The organism is Paraclostridium sordellii (assembly GCF_000953675.1).
Taxonomy (GTDB): Bacteria; Bacillota; Clostridia; order Peptostreptococcales; family Peptostreptococcaceae; genus Paraclostridium; species Paraclostridium sordellii.
Genome location: NZ_LN679998.1, coordinates 1994044 through 2012122 on the forward strand (window position 1 = coordinate 1994044; position 18079 = coordinate 2012122).

An 18079-nucleotide genomic window follows, 5' to 3' on the forward strand; every position below is an offset into this window, starting at 1 on the left:
TTATATATTAAAATTATTATATCATCTTTATGTAATTTATGCCAATTTATAAACTTCATAAAAAAAGTATATTTAATTTATATATAAATTAAATATACTTTTTTACATTTATAAATCCATTTTACCTTTGTAATTTCCACTTCCATTTTTTATATGGTTTTTTCTATTCATAGTCTTCTTACTATATTTAGCTTCTCCTTCAGATGCCATTTTTACATTTACTTCAGTATTTTCACTTCCATTTATGCCTAATTCACTTGCTATTTCTTCTTTATTTTGATTATAAATTTCAACTCTTTTTAAATTTTGCTTTTTCTTATTAGTCATATATAATCTTCCTTTCTAGTTCATCTTCCCTTTTATTATGCTTAATTTTTTAAATTTAATTCTATTAAATACTGATTCTCGCTTAGTATTAAATAAATAAAAAAACAACTGATATCAGTTGTTTTTTATTTTATATTAAATAGTTCATATATTGCTTTAGCCACTCCATCTTCTGTATTTTTACATGTTATAAAGTTTGCATTTTCTTTTACTACATCTTCTGCATTGCCCATTGCAACTCCAATTCCAGCATATGTTATCATAGACAAATCATTGTGGTTGTCTCCAAAAGCTATAACTTCACTTTTATCTATTCCAAAATACTTTGTTAAATCTTCAATAGCACTTCCCTTATTAACACCTTTTTTCATTACCTCTATATTGTCAAAAAAAGATTTAGTTAATTCAATTTCATCAATGAGTCTTAGTTGCTCTTCAACTTTTAAAAGCTTATTAATATCACTTTCTATTATTAAAAATTTTAATATATCACTATTTTTAATATCTTCCTTTATATTACTACTCTCTATTATTTTTATATTTAAATCTTCTTGCATTTGGTATTTTCTTAACCATTCATTAATATAAGATGTAAATATAGTATCATCTGTGAAGCATTGATAATATATATTATTTCTATCTAATACATCTATAATTTTATTACATATATCCTGCTCAATTTTATTTTCATATATTATTTTCCCATTATCCTCTTTAATTAATGCTCCATTGCAACAAATTATAGGAGTATTAATTTCTAGTTCTTTAGCATATTTTATAGTTGATTCATAAATCCTTCCAGTAGCTATAGCTACTTTTACACCTTTTTTAGCTACCAATTTTAAAGCTTTTTTATTTTCATCACTTATCTCATGAACATCATTTAATAATGTTCCATCCATATCAGTTACTATTAATTTATATGACATAATTCCTCCTTGAAGATAAAATTTAATATATTTTTATATTCTATATTTTTTTATAATATCCTTTTTATTTATATTTGTAACATAAATTAATAGTATTTTTATTAAACTACAAACTTCAATGAATCTAATGTGTTTAATTCTAATATTTTTCTCATTTTTTCTCTATGATATAAAAATTTATTATATATATTATCAGATATCTCTGGGTCTCCATAAACCTTCCAATACTTTATTTTACTTAATTTATAATTTCCGTAGCCCATAAATCCTACAACATCTTTTAGTGGATATCCTAAGAAAATCCCTATTTCATGTGGAAAATCTTTTGTTTTTAACTTATCAATTAATACATTTTTATAAGATTTTACACTAAATTTTTCAGGATATCCTAGATACTTTAAAAAGTTTAAGCATTTTTTATTATTTAATACTTCATTTAATGCTTTTTCATTTAAAAATAATAGTCTTAATGATCCATCGTCCATAGATATAATTTCATATGTAATTCTTGAGCAATTGTCAAAAAAACTTTGAATTTCAATTATTTTACTTTCTTTATTTTCATCCTTAGATGATATATTTAAAATTTCACATGGCTTAGATCCTAAAATTACTGGACCTAAAATCTCTAAAAGCCATTTTATATATGATGAATTTAATTTATTTCTACATGAATAATTACATTTTCTTTGCATAATACCCTCCATACTTGATAATAATTTTCATTTAATTACCATTATCATAACACGATTGATAATAATTTTCAATAAAATTATAAGTTTAATTTTATAGCTTGTCACTTATACATATAGGTTGCCAAAATCTATTACATTTTATGTTAATTTATGTTAAAATTTAATTGTAATACATTTTTATAATTTAAGAGGGAGATGGATATATGAAAACGCAAAGATTAAACGCTGTTCTTGATCAAATGAGAAAAGATGGAATAGATCAAATGTTAGTTAGTGATTCATATGCAATATTTTATTTAACAGGTAAAATGATACATCCGGGAGAGAGATTATTAGCATTATATTTAAATGTTAATGGAAACCATAAAATGTTTATAAATGAACTATTCCCTGTAAATGAGGATTTAGGGCTTGAAATGGTTTGGTTTAACGATACTCAAAACGCTGTAGAAATCGTTGCCAATAATATAAATAAAACAGGTACTATCGGAGTTGATAAAAACTGGCCAGCAAAATTCTTATTAGCACTAATGGATTTATGTAAAAACTGTAAGTTTGTTAACTCTTCTTATATAGTTGATACTTTAAGATCTTCTAAAGACGAAGAAGAAAAAGATTTAATGAGAAAAGCTTCTGCTTTAAATGATGAGGCCATGAAAATATTAAAATCTATAATATCTGATGATTTAACTGAAAAACAACTTGCTAATAAATTAGCTGGTATATACGAAGATTTAGGTGCAGATGGATTTTCATTTTCTCCTATAATAGGTTTTGGTCCTAATGGAGCAGACCCTCACGGAACTCCAGGAGATAGAAAAGTTAAAGTTGGAGATTCTATAATTCTTGATATAGGATGCGTTAAAGATAATTATTGTTCTGATATGACTAGAACAGTATTTTACAAAGAGGCTCCAGAAAAAGCTAAGGAAATATTTGAAATAGTTCTTGAAGCTAATAAAAGAGCTATAGCATTAGTTAAACCAGGCGTAAGATTTTGCGATATAGATGCAGCTGCAAGAGACTATATAACTGAAAAAGGTTATGGCAAATACTTTACTCATAGAACTGGTCATTCTATAGGTCTTGAATGTCATGATATGGGAGATGTTTCTTCTGTAAATACTGACTGTGTTGAAGAAGGTATGATATTCTCTGTTGAGCCAGGTATATACCTACCAGGTGAATTTGGAGTTAGAATAGAAGATTTAGTTTTAGTAACTAAGGATGGACATGAAGTTTTAAATAAACATGTTAAAGAGCTTTCTATAGTTGGATAATAAATTAGTTTTTTAATTAAGGCTATAAAAATTTTAGTATTGAAATTTTTATAGCCTTAATTTTTATATTTATCTTTTAATAATATTATAAAGTATATCTCTTTTATTTTATAAATAGCAAATGAACTTTTCATTAAAATATTCATATACTATATTGTGTTTATATAAAATTATGGTAGGTGATTCAATTTGATAGATACCAATAAACTATTAAATGACTTTGATTTACTATCAAGTACTAACCCTTGTGATTTTGAGTATTTAACAGAACTTGAATCTAATTTGAATTCATATAAAAATTTAGATAGATATAGTTTAGGTTATAGCGATGAAGTATATTGTAGATTTAAAGTCTTTTTACAAAAAATGTATAGTCTACTTGATAAGAAAAAAAATGAAGCTCTTAAATTACGAATAGAAAAATTAGAAGATAATTATAAAACATATTTATATGATTATTTAGATTTTGTAAACGATAGCTCAGATACATTTGTTTTTATGTTCTCTGGTGTTGGAAAGATAACTCCTTTAAGTGGCAATAGACCTGTAAAATTAACTTTAGAATTAATATCTAGAAATGTTCCTGTATTATATTCCTTTTGGAGATATAAAAATTCTACTACTCAATTTATGGACCTTTGGGATAAAACTAACTTATTTCAAATTCCAGTAGATAAAGCTTTACAATCTATGATGGATATAATAACATACAAACTTAAATGTAAAAATAAAATATTTGTATTAAGCTTTCCATATCCAGAGGCAAGTAAATATATAGAAATTTTTAAATTTTATGGCTGGTCTGTAATCTATGATATAAGAGATGATTGGGAAGAGTTTCACCTTGTTAATCAGGCAAAATGGTATAATGAATCATATGAATACTATTCTATATTAAAAAGCAACTTAGTAATAGCTACATCTCAACCTTTAATTAATAAGTTTAGTTCAAAAATAAATAAAGAAATTCATCTAGTTACAAATGCTCTTGATTCTAAGTTTATAATTAATAAAAGTAGATTAAATTTTATAATCGATAGAAATATTAATAGAAGAAAAAAGATAGGATATTTTGGTCACTTAACTTCATCTTGGTTTGATTGGGATGCACTAATTTATGTTGCAACTAAATTACCTAATTACAATTTTGAAATAATAGGTCATAGCATGCCTACAGAGATTGATAAGCTACCTAGCAATATAAGTTATATAGGGCCTAAAACCCCTGATGAAATAAAATCTATTTCGATGGATTGGAAAATTGGAATAATACCATTTAAAATTAATAAACTTACTAAGGCTGTAGACCCTATTAAAGTTTATGAATATCTTGCCCTAGATTTAAAAGTTGTTTCATTCGATATGCCTCAAATAAGAAATTATCCTGAAGTAAAATGTGCTAATTCTTTTGACGAATTTGTAAATCTAATTAATATATCTATGAATGAAAAATTTAATTTTAGTGATGTAAAAGAATTCCTATCTAATAATTTATGGTCCAATAGAGTAGATACCATTTTTGAATTGTTAGCTAAAAAATAAACTAAATAAAGTATGGTGATTTAATGAAAATATTATTTATTTATAAGTACGCCATATTAGGTGGCGTGACAACACAATTAGTAAATAGGTTGTCTACTTTCAACAAATATTTTGAGTGTCATTTTGCTTTCTTAAATGATTATGGAGGAACTTCTGCTTTTAATGATTATCCAAACGTATATATAGTTAAAAATCAATATGAATTTAATGATTTAATTATAAGTAATAAATACGATATATTATCTATAATAGATACAAATGAAATTTATGATTGGATTGATACTGTGGATTTTAATGGTTTTATTATAAATGAAATTCACACAACAACAATTAACTTAAATAAAATAAATGAATTAAAAAACAATAAGTTTATAAATTTAATTCTAACACCATCTTATTACATGAGAAACTTAATAGAAAATAGTTATGAATTTAAAAATATTTTTCCTGTAGAAGTCTTACCCAACTGTTTAGACTTTAGTAAATTTAATTATGATAAGTGTCAAAAAAATTCAAAAGAGAATTCTGTTCTTTGGGTTGGCAAACTAGATAATCATAAACGATGGAATGATTTTATTGAAGTATGTAGAAGGCTTGAATCAAATTACAAAGATTATAAATTTAATTATATAATAGTTGGTGGTATAACTGCTAATAATTCTGTTACTAATACATTTGTAAAAAATTTAATACAGTATAATTTGCTAGAAAAAACTACATGGTACCCATCCATTAATTATAGTGATATGTATAAAATATATTCTATGGTTAGATCAAGCGGTGGAGTCTATGTATCCACTACCAAAAATGAATCTTTTGGTATGACTATATTAGAGTCTATGTCAATTGGATTACCAACTATTGTCCCCAATTTAGGTGCTATTCCTGAACTATTTGGTAAAGATGTAAAAAGTAAATATTTATACACTCCTAGAAATTTAGATATGTGTTGTAAATTAATAATACAAAATCTCAATAGTAATACTTGTTTTGATTTAAGTAAATACACTCCTAATAAAGTTTTAGATATTTTTTTAGATATTTTAAATAAATATATTTTTTAAGGATGATTTTATAATGAATAAAGATTTAAATATTTTGCAGATTTTACAAGGAAGCTTATTTTTTAATAAACCATTTACTGTATCTATATTACCTAAAAACAAAAACTATACTTATCAATATATTGTATATAAAAATGGTTCTATACTATCTACAAGTTCGATATCTTCAAACTCCACATTTTCATTTTATCCTAACGAATATTCTAATTTTAAAATTTCTGCCTTAGTTTTTAAAGATTCTGTTCATATTGCAACGCTTGATTCAAATATCTTAGATTTTATTGAAGATTTTGTTTATATTGATAGTTTAGATGTAATAAAAACTAATTCAGATATTACAATTAAAGCTTTATGCCCTATTAAACCTCATAAACAACATTTTGCATACTACTTAAAAAAAGATAACATAGTTATAGAAAAGATTTGGTATAAACAGTCAAATACCCATACATTTTATAATTTATCACCAGGATTGTATAGCATAGTGGTGTACTCTAGACTGATAAAAAATAATAATTATGAAGATTTAGTAATTTTAGAGACTGAAAAAATCATTTTATAGACTATAAAAAATTTATTAAATATATTTTGTCTATACTAGATACCCCTATAAAATTTTTATAGGGGTATTTTCTAACCTATAATTTGTTGTTTTATAGTGCCTTGTCTAGTTGGTAGCCCTAAAGTCCATGCATTTACTATATCTATTTTAATATTATTATCTCTACAATAATCAATTGAATATGAAATTGCGTTTTGATCTAATGTCCATGCAGTTTTTTCATATATATTTTCAAGAATATAATTTCTCATCAACTTTAAAACTAACTTAGATTTATCGTTATTTTTAAAATATATATTTCCTATACTAAATTTTTTCCATGATGAAAAATAATCAAATCCACTAACTGTCGTACAAACCATATCATGTTCTTTTGATTTTTTAAAAAAATCATATGGTGAATCTATCATCATCATATCTGCATCCATAATATATAAATCTTTATTAAACGTATTCATTAGCTCTAATGCATGTATAAATCTTGAACATGCAAAAAATGCTTTTTTATCTTTTATATTCTCTTTTATGTTTTCAATGGAGAAACTAGGTATTTGAATATCTTTTTTACTAAATTCACATATATTTTTCATTAAATCTATAGACTCTTTTATTATATCCATACAATCATTTTCGTTACCAATTATGTGAAGATGCACATGTTGTTGTTTTAATTGGTTGCACATAACCATTATTTGCGGTCCAAATAATCTTAAGTAATTTATATCTAAAGAACATAGTATAGTAGTGTCGCTTTGAGGAATCTTATTTCCTATAACCTTAATATTGCTCTCTTTCTCAATCTCTATTTTTTTTGTTATATTATAAGTGTATATATACATATCACCTAAGTAATATATTAACTTAGAATAATCTAAATTTATTGCATTTTTATACTTTTCTACAGCAACTTTCCTTTTTCCTATAAAATCATAAATCTTACCTGCTATTACGTTTGCTGACATAAAAGTATTTATATATTCTTCAAACTCTTTTAATAAATCATTTAAATCATTTATAATACCTTTATATTTTGATTCATTATATAATTTTTTAAAAATGTATTCATGCCAATTTAATCTTATATTGTGTTTTTTAAGTATTTCTTTTAAACTTACAATACCTTTTAAATATAAGCAAATCTCAGTAATAAAACAGTGTTCATATTTTAAATTTTCCAATATAAATTTTGTAAAGATATCTATATTTTTATGATAAGCTCCATAATCTCTCCATATATAATCATTTATTATACCTAGTATTTTAGGTAGAAAAAGTTTTTGTGAATATAAAGGTATACAACATAAATCAGAAGTTAAAATCCATTTTAGGTCTTCTATTTCACTTTTATCCATTAACAATTTGGTTATATATTCTAAATCGATAAAAATTTGATTCTTTATCTTATCAATCCATTTATCTTTTTTAACTTGAATTTTGTACAAATAACTCCATGGCCTACTTAATATCTCACTATCATCAATTAAATACTTTTCGTTTTGAGAGATATCATATGTTTTGTATATTTTTTGACTATTTAAATCAGTTATAATAACTTTTATATCTTCCGTTATATTATGTTTTTCAAAAACATCTATAGGTTTTATCATCTATAATATACTCCTTATAACTTATTTATTAATCTAATTGTTTTCAATATTTTAGTAATACTTAAATAAAAAATTACTAGAGTTTATATCACTCCAGTAATTTCTATTTCTAAAGTTCTATCTTTAAAAAACAAATTTTTATTTAATTTAGATTAAATTCATTTAAAATTTGTTTTTTAAGTGATTCATCATCTATTACTGATTTTGTACAATTGTGATTGCTAAAGGTTGTAGATGTATTTCCTCCATGTATTATTACCATAAAATTTCCTTTTTGTAAAACTTTGTGATTCAAATTTATAGCTCCTAAATGACCGCCTTCCAGCTTATGTCTATATCCTTTTAGGTATTCATCTACTTTATAAATATGAGTGTAAAATGGAGGTGACAACGCATACCATAATCCTAGCTTATCTGCATTTATATCATAAACGTACCCTTCTTGATTTATTATACATTGAACTGAGTTATCATTAAAATCAATTAACTGTTGAACAAAACTTGGATGATACATATCATCGCTATCTAATCTAACCATATAAAGGTATTCATAGTCTGAAATCAAATCTTTTATAACTTTTTCACCTTCACATGTAAATATTATATTTTCTGCAAGTTTAGGGTATTTACTTAAAGCTTCAAAAACCAAATTTTCACTTGTTTTTACATAGTTTACTACAGCTGTAAAAGATTGATTAGTTTGGTTGATAAGACTTTTATACGTATGTTTCATAAATACATCCATTCTATAATCAATCCATTCTTTTGTTAACCTAGGTGGTTCAATATTTTTATTTTTAAAAACAAAATCAAACTCAAATGTATTAAATCCAATATGAAAAATTACTTTTTTATCTTTCATAATTCCTCCTGTATAATCTAGGTTATTTATAGAATTTTTTCTACTCTAAATAATATGTATCTCTACAAGAAATAGTTACATTTGTATTTATTTTACAAATTATATATTCATTTTATATATTAGATTTTAATTGAAAATAGACATAAAAAAGATTACCATCAACCTATGATAATCTTTTTTATGTCTATTTATTTTAAGCTAATTCAGGTTCTTTTCCCATAGCTTTACTTAATATCTCTTTTACATCTTGATGAGTTGCTTTTATTGGGTTTGTTAATCCACAAGCATCTTTAAGTGCATTATCTGCCAAAGTATCAAAATCTTCTACTTTCACACCTAATTCTTTTAAACCTGATGGAATACCTACATCACTTGATAATTTTCTTATAGCATTTATACAAGATTTTGCACCTTCTTCATCACTCATATTACTTGTATCTACTCCCATAAACTTAGCAATATCTTTAAGCTTATTACTACTTACTCTAGAGTTAAACTCTTGAACTTCTGGCAGTAAAATCGCATTACATACTCCATGAGGAAGATTATAGAAGCCTCCAAGTTGATGAGCTATTGCATGGACATATCCAAGTGAAGCTGAGTTAAATGCCATACCTGCTAAATATTCAGCATAGGCCATCATATCCCTAGCCTCCATATTAGTTCCATCTTCTACAGCATCTCTTAAATGTTGACTTATAAGCTCTATAGCCTTTTGAGCACATGCATCAGTTACAGGGGTAGCAGCTGTTGATACATAAGCTTCAACTGCATGAGTTAATGCATCCATACCAGTTGCTGCTGTAAGTGATTTTGGCATACTAACCATTAATTCTGGATCATTTACTGCAAGTATTGGTGTAACATTTTTATCAACTATAGCCATTTTTACATGTCTATCTTCATCTGTTATTATTGAGAAAACAGTCATCTCGGATGCAGTACCTGCTGTAGTATTTATTGATATTAATGGAAGTTGAGGTTTTTTAGATTTATTTATTCCTTCATAATCTTTTATGTTTCCTCCATTTGTAGCAACTAAGGCTATCCCCTTTGCACAATCGTGTGGAGAACCTCCTCCATAAGATATTACAAAGTCACAATCGTTTTCTTTTAAAATTTCAACTCCATCCATTACATTTTTTACAGTTGGATTTGGTTGTGATCCTGGATAAACTACATAATTTATATTATTTTCTTCTAAAAGATCAGTTACCCCTTTAAACTCCTCACTTTTTGAAGATCTTTTACCACATACTATTAAGGCTTTTTTAAGACCTCTTGAATTTATCTCCTCTGATATTTTCTTAACACATCCTGGTCCCATTAAACTTATGTTTGGCATAAAAAATGCATAACTCATATTGTTTTACCCCCTTGATATTATGTTTTAAAACGCATTGATTGTTTTTTATTTAACACAATTATATTATATACCATTTTTTACTATATGTATATCTTATTTCAAATTTTTCAAAACAAAAAGCTTGTATATTTATAAATATACAAGCTTTTTAACCTCCAATTTGATACATATTTCTTTTAGTATCACTTTTTTCATTTTTTATTAAATTATGTTTTTCTGGTTTATTATAAATGATTTTATTTATAAATTCTAAGAATTTATTTTCATCTTTTAAATACTCTTTTATACTTATTTCCTCATTTGAATGTAGACACAATTTAATACTACCATTTGATGTTAGTCTTATGCGATTACAACTTTCACAAAAAGAACAACTCATAGGAGTAATAATTCCTATTCTTCCTTTACTATTTTCTATTTTATAATATTGAGCTACACTTTTTTCATTAACTTTAATAGGATCTAGATTTCTAAATTTAGCTAAAGTTTCGTTTAAGTTTATATATCCATCTTGAAAAAATTTAACTCCTTCTCCAAGTGGCATCAATTCTATAAATCTTATATCAATATCTTTTTTCTTTGCTAAATTTATAAAATCATTTAATTCATCATCATTGATTCCTTTTATTAATACACAATTAATTTTAACTTTCAAACCTAAATCTATACATTTTTCTAAAGACTTTAAAACTTTATTTAAGTTACCTCCACCAGTTATTTGTTTATATTTATATTCATTTAGAGAATCTAAACTTATATTAATGCTATTTAATCCTTTTTTAGTTAAATCCTCAATTTTTTCTAAAAGCCCTATTCCATTTGTTGTCATGCATATGTTTTCTATGTTACAAATTGTTTTTGTATACTCTATAAGTTCTTCTAAATGTTTATATACTAATGGTTCTCCACCTGTAAATCTTATCTTTTTTATTCCTGCTTTAGAAAATACTCTTATTATAGTTTTATATTCTTCAACATCCATTTGATTAATCTTATAATTATTTTCTACATCTTCAGGCATACAGTAAATACACCTTAAATTACACTTATCTGTTAAAGAAATTCTTAAATAGTCAATTTCTCTATTAAACTGGTCTATCATTTGCACACTCCACCGCTTCACCTTTTAAAATTTCAATTCCATGTCCAATTATATCTATAACAAATTCTATACTTTCTATAGCTCCTTTTGGACTACCTGGTAAATTTATTATTACCGTATTATTTCTTATTCCACTAATACCTCTGCTTAATATAGCTCTTTTTACTATTTTGGATGACTCCATTCTTATATACTCACTAATTCCTGGTATTTCCCTTTCTATAACTTCCTTTGTAGCTTCAGGAGTTACATCTCTTTTTGAAAAGCCTGTACCTCCATTTGTAAGTATTAAATCTATATTAGAATTACATAATTTTATAATTTCTGATTTAAGTAATTCTTTATCATCTGGTATCATATTATAGTATTTTACTTTATAATCTTTAGTATTATTTATAAATTTAATAAGTTTTTCTCCTGTTATATCTTCTCGTTCTCCCTTAGAACCCTTATCACTTAAAGTTATAATAGAAACATTAAACATATATCCACCCTCTTATACATTTTTATAACTTTAATTTTATCATATTTCTTTTTAATATAACAAAAAAACTCATGTAGTTACATGAGTTTTAATTCTTTATTTTGTTAATATTATCTCTTTATTACTAGCATCTAAAAAACAATCTACACCTAAGGGCATACTAATCATAGATTTACAATGTCCAGATTGTAAATTATATATACATGGTTTTTTATAGTTTTTAACTTTATCTATTAATAAATCATATATATTAAAGTCATCTTCATTTTCTTTCTCACACTTTTCAAAATCTCCAAAAATAATTCCGCTACACTGTTCAAATTTTCCAGACAGTTCCAATTGTGTTAGCATTCTATCTAATTTATAAATATTTTCACCGATTTCTTCTATAAATAAAATTTTATTTTTTACGTCTATTTCATACTCACTTCCTATAGTACTTGCTATTAAAGATAAATTTCCTCCTACTATTTTACCTCTAGCCTGCCCATTTGTTATTGTATATATTTTCTCATTATCAGGATTTTTCAACTCTAATTTATCTTCCATATTTATCATGTCAATAAATGATTTATAAGTAAATTCATCCCAATTAGGTGAAGTTGAAGCCATAATACCATGATATGTTACTAGATTGCATTTTTGATTAAATGCTATATGAAGTGCTGTTATATCTGAATATCCTATAAAAACCTTTGGATTATTTCTTATAATGTCGTAATTTATTTTATCAAGTATCCTAGGAGTTCCATATCCGCCCCTAAGGCATAAAATTCCATTAATATTTCTATCATTAAACATAAATTCAATATCTTTAACCCTTTTTTCATCATCTCCTGCTAAATATCCCTTATAGTTTAAATAACATGTTTCTCCCAATTTTACTTCATATCCAAAACTTTCAATAGTTTTTTTTACTTCATCTAACTCTTCATATAATGAATCTTTTGACTTTGGTTTATATGGACTAGATGGTGATATAATTCCAATTGTATCTCCCTTTTCTAACTTTTTTGGAAATATCATTTTGTTCCCCCTTTTTTAAGTTTACTCTGTTAAATTCTATTTTTTATATACCCTCTCTACTCTTTTAGATATAAGGCTCATTATTTCATTTCTATTCGTATTGCACAAGCTAGCTATTTCTAAAATACTGGGCCCATTTTCGCCATAAAAAATCACATCTTTATCATAATCCTTCTTATCTAAATTACTTAAATCAATCACCATTTGATCCATACAAATCTTTCCTAAGATATCACATTGTTTATTATTAACCATTACATAACCTTTATTTGATAATTGCCTTAGAATACCATCTGCATATCCACATGGTATTATCCCAATGTATTTATCTTTATCAGATATATAAGAGTAATCATATCCTATTCCTTCCCCTTTATAGACTTTTTTTATTTGAACTATTTTAGATTTAAAAGTTATTGATTCTTGTAAATTCAAGCTAGATTCTCTACTGTTATATCCATATATGCTAGCTCCTACTCTAACCATGTCCATATGAAAATTTTTGTATGCAACCATTCCAATACTATCACAAATGTGTTTTATAGGAATATTTTTGTATTTAGAAATTTTATCTATAATATTGTTAAATCTATTAAATTGTATATAATCCATTTTTTTATCTACAAGTGCTAAATGTGAATAAATCCCTTCTATATACAAATTTTCTAGACTAAATATTAATTTTAATTCATCTATGCTATCATCTAGTTTAAAACCTAATCTATTAAATCCAGTATCTATCTTTATATGGATCTTCCCTTTTTTATTTAATCTTTTACTTTCTTCATCTATTTTATAAGCTTGCTCTAATAAAAAAACAGTTATTGTTATATCATTTTTTAAAGCTAGATTAAAATGCTCTTTTGGTATATCACCCATAACTAAAATAGGAAGTTTTACATTATTTTCTCTAAGTTCTAAGGCTTCACTTAATGTAGCAACACATATATAATCTATATTTTTAAGGTTAATATTTTTACACATTTCGATAGCTCCATGTCCATAAGCATTAGCTTTTATTACCATTGCTAATTTAGTTTCATCATTTATAAAATTTTTTATCTCATTTATATTATGATTTATTTTACTTAAATCAATTTCAACATGTGTATGTCTTAGAAGAGTCATTTACACACCTCCACTGTATTTTTTTAATTTAATATTTTTATTGATAATAACTATGTATATTTGTTTGTATTGATAACTATATCTATAATAAAGAATTTTAATTTTTATACCTAGGAGGTCTTAATGAAAATATACATAAGTGCTGATATAGAGGGAACATGCGGAATTGTAAACTGGGAAGAAACTAACCTTAATTCAAGCTTAGGAAAGTATCATCAAATACAGATGTCTAAAGAGGTGGGATGTGCTTGTGAAGGTGCCAATGACTTAAACTGTGATTATATACTAGTAAAAGATGCTCATGGAAGCGCACGAAGTATTCAACATTCTTATCTTCCTAAAAATACTGAACTACTAAGGGGTTGGGCAAATAATCCACATATTATGATGGCTGGTATAAGTAATGATTTTGATGCTACTTTATTCATAGGCTATCACAGTGGTGGTGGTAAAAATGGAAATCCTCTTGCTCATACTATGAACCATTCAAAATATGACTACATAAAAATTAATGATACTATAGCCTCTGAATTCACAATAAATGCTTATACTAGTGCCTACTATAATGTTCCCGTAGCATTTTTAAGCGGAGACGAACTACTTTGTAAAAGCGCAAAAGATTTAAACCCCAATATAGTAACAGTTCCTGTTTCTAAAGGAATCGGTAATGCATCTATTTCTATACATCCTGATTTAGCTTTAGAAAAGATTAGGATTGGAGTTAAAGAAGCCTTATCTGGAGATATATCTAGGCATTTAATAAAACTTCCTACAGTTTTTGTTATCGAAATAAAATTTAAAAATCATTTTGATGCTTACAAAGCTTCATTTTATCCAGGATGTAAGTTAATTAATAGTTCAACAATTTTGTTTGAAACAAATAATTACTATGAATTTTTAAGAATGTTTTTATTTATTTAGAAAAATGCTAATGATAATTTAAATTATCATTAGCATTTTTGACATTTGTTTATATCTTCAATTAATATCTTTATTGATTTTTTATTTGACAAATCAACTTTATTGTTAAATCCCTCGAGTATATATTTATCTTCTTCTGTTAGATTTTTAATACCTTTTTTCTCTATTACACTTTTTAAACCTTTCATTAAAATTTTATCTATAAAGTTTAAATTTTTATATTCAAATTCTCCTTTAAAGTTATAAAGCCTACTTTTATTTAGTTTAATGTTTTTTAAATTATTTTCTATAATTTTACTTTTTCTATCTTCATTTATATTTTCCATACCAACTGTGAAAATATAAACTTCTTTATTTTTTAGTTTTTCGAAATTGTCATCTATAAAGTTTATTCCATTGATTTTACCTCTATATAATCCTCCTCCAAATATGATTATGTCGTATTCTTTTAAATGCTTTGATCTTATATCTGAAACTTCATATAAATCTGCATCTAAATTCAATGCTATCCATCCAGAATACTTTTTAGTACTTCCATATTTAGTTTTATATATAACGGCAATTTTATTACTCATATAAACACCTCATTTTGCAAAATTTACATAATAATTATATTTATATGACTTTTATTCTCTTTTTCCTTTAATTAATTTTTTATTTTTGTAAATTTTTCTAAAAATATCATTATTGATACTCCAATAAAAGATATAATAGAAATTATAATCCATCCTGTTAAAGAATTATACTTCTCTATAATATCTCCCATAATCATAGGCCCAACTGCAAACCCAAAACCTGATATTAAAGGTAGTATAGAGCTAATTCTTCCTCTATGAGATGAGGGAGTGTTATTTGCTATAAAGGTTCCTTGATTTATAGTTATTAGTATCTCTCCTATAGTCATTATTATTATCCCTATGATAAATATAATATAACTATTTGCAAATCCAAACATAGCAAATGCAATTGAATAAAATACCCCACCTATCGATACAACTTTTAATATATTAATTTTTTTTGTTATAGATGTTAGTACTGGGGTTAATATTATTACAATAATCCCATTTACCCCCCCTAAAATCCCATAAAACTTAGCTCCATCTTCTAAGAAAACATTTTCAACTTGAATAGGTAAAGCAAATCCCCACTGTGAATAAGCAAAGTAATACATAAGAATTCCCATAGCAAAAAATAAAAGTTCTGGCCTTTTTAAAAGAACTTTAAAAACAGATCCATCAACACTACTTTCTAAATCATTTTTATAACATTTTGTACTTTCATCATTACTGCTATTTTTAATACCTTCTTTAACAAATATTATTATTAATATTAAAGCTAGTAAAGTTGTTATTCCATCTCCGATAAATATTGCAGGCAAATAATTTTCATATAAAAGTCCACCGATTATTGGCCCTATACAAAAACCTATATTAGTACCCATATAAAGCAAAGAATATGATGCTTTTCTATTATCTATATTCGTTATATCTGCATTTAAAGCTTCAAATGCAGGAGAAGATATAGAGTAAAAACAAGATGATAATATCATTAATTTTGCCATTAAAACTGATGGCTTCATAAATCCACAAGAAATTAATGTTATAGCTCCCATTAATTGAAATATTATTATTACTTTTCTTCTTCCTATGCTGTCTGCTAGTTTACCCCCTAATATCATGCATGGTGCCTGAAATACAGATAACATAGTTACAAACATACCTGCTTCTGCAACTGACATTCCTATTTTCTGAGTTAAAATCAAGGCCATTAATGGGTGTACAAATGCTCCTAAGCTATTTACAATCCTTCCAATAAATAATATATATATTTCTTTTTCTAACCCTTTATAAGTCTCAAATATTTCTTTAAAATTCATTTTCTCCACCCTCATATTAGTTTTCTAAAATAAAAAAGCTACCTTTTAATTTTATTTTAAGATAGCCTGTTTATAATTAATATTAATCAACTTAAGTTTTTAAAAGATTATTTAAAACCAATTTACACAATATTTTTAATTTACACAAATAAAAACTCATATTTTTAAAATATTCATTTTATAATTTAAATTTTTATTGCCTTACCTATTTTACTTCCAAAATAGATACCTATGTATTTTGATAACTTCCACTTTTTAACAAAAACTTTAATTTTGTCTCTGCACAAATAATTGCTATAAAAATTAATAAACTACCTGCTATCATCTTTGTTGTTATTACTTCATTAGCTATTACAACTGAAAATAGCATTCCAAATACAGCTTCTGTCGATAAAATTAACGCTGTTTTAGTTTCATCGACTTTAGTTTGACATATTGTTTGCCCTAAAAAACAAATAGTAGTATTAAATACACCTAAAAATAAAATTGATGACATAGTTGATATATTAATGTCTGCATTAACTTCTCCAGCTATTATTTGTAATATCAATGAAAGTAAAAATGCAGTTATCATTTGAATACATGTTAATACGATTGGATTGTGTTTTTTTGTGAATTGACTTGTCAAAAATATATGCATAGCAAATCCAATTGCACATATTAAAGTTAGACTATCACCAATTCCTATTGTAAAATTAGTTTCTAATGATATAATCCCAATTCCTATAAGTGCTATTAAACTGCTTAAAATACTAATTTTATCTAGTTTTCGCTTATATAACATACATCCTATAAATGGTACTATAACTACATTGGATGCTGTTAAAAAAGCACTTTTAGATGAGGTTGTAAACTGTAACCCAAATGTTTGAAAAGAAAATGCTACAAATAAAAATCCTCCTAATAATACACCTGGAATAATATCTTTTTTATCTATTTTTTTAATTTGTTTGAAAAAAATAACACTTATTAAAAGTGCTCCTATGAAAAATCTTCCAGTCATTAACTGAAATGGAGTTAGCCCATTATTTAATCCTAACTGTGTATATACAAATCCACTACCCCAAATTAAAGACACTAAAATTAATCCAATTTCCCCACTGTAAATCTTTATAACACTCCCTCCTTTTTCTAACAATTATATTATATTAGTTATCTTATAAAAATACTACACATCTTCAATATATTTTTCATAATCATTAAAATTTTCACTCATTTATTTAACACAATAAACTTTATTCACATTTTTAATATATTTAACATTTAAGAAAATATAAAACATTCTATGAAAATCTAAAAGTATTTACA

At 25.1% G+C, this 18079-nt stretch carries 18 protein-coding genes; 5 read left to right on the forward strand and 13 right to left on the reverse strand.

Features of this window, described 5'->3' with window-relative positions; translation table 11 throughout:
* Positions 1 to 108: 108 nt before the first annotated feature.
* The 3 genes from ATCC9714_RS09545 to ATCC9714_RS09555 form a co-directional block, all read right to left on the reverse strand.
* A complete protein-coding gene (locus ATCC9714_RS09545) occupies positions 109 to 327 on the reverse strand; it encodes a hypothetical protein (RefSeq protein ID WP_021121559.1) in 219 nt (72 codons plus the stop codon).
* A gap of 125 nt (positions 328 to 452) precedes the next feature.
* On the reverse strand, positions 453 to 1256 hold the full coding sequence (locus tag ATCC9714_RS09550; protein WP_021121598.1) for a Cof-type HAD-IIB family hydrolase: 804 nt from the start codon (positions 1254 to 1256) through the stop codon (positions 453 to 455).
* A 101-nt stretch (positions 1257 to 1357) separates the two neighbouring features.
* Entirely contained in the window at positions 1358 to 1951 is a 594-nt protein-coding gene (locus ATCC9714_RS09555) for a DUF3793 family protein (protein ID WP_077065683.1), read from the reverse strand.
* A gap of 203 nt (positions 1952 to 2154) precedes the next feature.
* Here ATCC9714_RS09555 and ATCC9714_RS09560 point away from each other — a divergent pair, with 203 nt between their 5' ends.
* The 4 genes from ATCC9714_RS09560 (at position 2155) to ATCC9714_RS09575 (ending at position 6399) form a co-directional block, all read left to right on the forward strand.
* The gene (locus ATCC9714_RS09560; protein WP_054630408.1) at positions 2155 to 3231 is read left to right on the forward strand and encodes a M24 family metallopeptidase; all 1077 of its coding nucleotides are present in this window, start codon (positions 2155 to 2157) and stop codon (positions 3229 to 3231) included.
* Between the two features lie 189 nt (positions 3232 to 3420).
* Positions 3421 to 4773, forward strand: coding sequence for a glycosyltransferase family protein (locus ATCC9714_RS09565; protein WP_057545124.1), 1353 nt, complete (start codon positions 3421 to 3423; stop codon positions 4771 to 4773).
* A 23-nt stretch (positions 4774 to 4796) separates the two neighbouring features.
* Entirely contained in the window at positions 4797 to 5837 is a 1041-nt protein-coding gene (locus tag ATCC9714_RS09570; protein ID WP_057545125.1) for a glycosyltransferase family 4 protein, read from the forward strand.
* A 13-nt stretch (positions 5838 to 5850) separates the two neighbouring features.
* Positions 5851 to 6399, forward strand: coding sequence for a hypothetical protein (locus ATCC9714_RS09575; RefSeq protein ID WP_021121406.1), 549 nt, complete (start codon positions 5851 to 5853; stop codon positions 6397 to 6399).
* Between the two features lie 71 nt (positions 6400 to 6470).
* On the opposite strand, the gene ATCC9714_RS09580 is transcribed toward ATCC9714_RS09575, so the two are convergent.
* From ATCC9714_RS09580 to alr, 7 genes are all read right to left on the reverse strand, one after another.
* Positions 6471 to 8006 carry a hypothetical protein gene (locus ATCC9714_RS09580; RefSeq protein WP_057545126.1) on the reverse strand — a complete coding sequence of 512 codons (1536 nt, stop codon included), beginning with the start codon at positions 8004 to 8006 and terminating at the stop codon, positions 6471 to 6473.
* 142 nt (positions 8007 to 8148) lie between these two features.
* Complete coding sequence (locus tag ATCC9714_RS09585) at positions 8149 to 8868, reverse strand: hypothetical protein (protein ID WP_054630403.1); 720 nt, start codon at positions 8866 to 8868, stop codon at positions 8149 to 8151.
* A 193-nt stretch (positions 8869 to 9061) separates the two neighbouring features.
* Positions 9062 to 10231: an L-threonine dehydrogenase gene (gene yiaY / locus ATCC9714_RS09590; RefSeq protein ID WP_054630402.1), complete on the reverse strand. Its 1170-nt coding sequence runs from the start codon at positions 10229 to 10231 to the stop codon at positions 9062 to 9064.
* A 151-nt stretch (positions 10232 to 10382) separates the two neighbouring features.
* The gene (moaA, locus tag ATCC9714_RS09595; protein WP_057545127.1) at positions 10383 to 11336 is read right to left on the reverse strand and encodes a GTP 3',8-cyclase MoaA; all 954 of its coding nucleotides are present in this window, start codon (positions 11334 to 11336) and stop codon (positions 10383 to 10385) included.
* A complete protein-coding gene (locus ATCC9714_RS09600; protein WP_021129429.1) occupies positions 11320 to 11820 on the reverse strand; it encodes a MogA/MoaB family molybdenum cofactor biosynthesis protein in 501 nt (166 codons plus the stop codon). Before ATCC9714_RS09600 ends, moaA begins: the two co-directional genes overlap by 17 nt.
* A gap of 96 nt (positions 11821 to 11916) precedes the next feature.
* Positions 11917 to 12846 (reverse strand): S66 peptidase family protein, encoded by a 930-nt coding sequence (locus tag ATCC9714_RS09605; RefSeq protein WP_057545128.1) that lies wholly within the window; start codon positions 12844 to 12846, stop codon positions 11917 to 11919.
* 36 nt (positions 12847 to 12882) lie between these two features.
* Complete coding sequence (gene alr, locus ATCC9714_RS09610) at positions 12883 to 13974, reverse strand: alanine racemase (protein ID WP_057545129.1); 1092 nt, start codon at positions 13972 to 13974, stop codon at positions 12883 to 12885.
* Between the two features lie 123 nt (positions 13975 to 14097).
* Here alr and ATCC9714_RS09615 point away from each other — a divergent pair, with 123 nt between their 5' ends.
* Positions 14098 to 14895, forward strand: coding sequence for a M55 family metallopeptidase (locus ATCC9714_RS09615; protein WP_057545130.1), 798 nt, complete (start codon positions 14098 to 14100; stop codon positions 14893 to 14895).
* A gap of 29 nt (positions 14896 to 14924) precedes the next feature.
* On the opposite strand, the gene ATCC9714_RS09620 is transcribed toward ATCC9714_RS09615, so the two are convergent.
* From ATCC9714_RS09620 to ATCC9714_RS09630, 3 genes are all read right to left on the reverse strand, one after another.
* Positions 14925 to 15470, reverse strand: a complete 546-nt coding sequence (locus ATCC9714_RS09620; RefSeq protein WP_021129433.1) for a flavodoxin domain-containing protein — start codon at positions 15468 to 15470, stop codon at positions 14925 to 14927.
* A gap of 71 nt (positions 15471 to 15541) precedes the next feature.
* Positions 15542 to 16771 (reverse strand): MFS transporter, encoded by a 1230-nt coding sequence (locus ATCC9714_RS09625; RefSeq protein ID WP_244465142.1) that lies wholly within the window; start codon positions 16769 to 16771, stop codon positions 15542 to 15544.
* Positions 16772 to 17000: 229 nt separating this feature from the next.
* Entirely contained in the window at positions 17001 to 17849 is an 849-nt protein-coding gene (locus ATCC9714_RS09630; RefSeq protein WP_243130264.1) for a DMT family transporter, read from the reverse strand.
* Positions 17850 to 18079 lie beyond the last annotated feature (230 nt).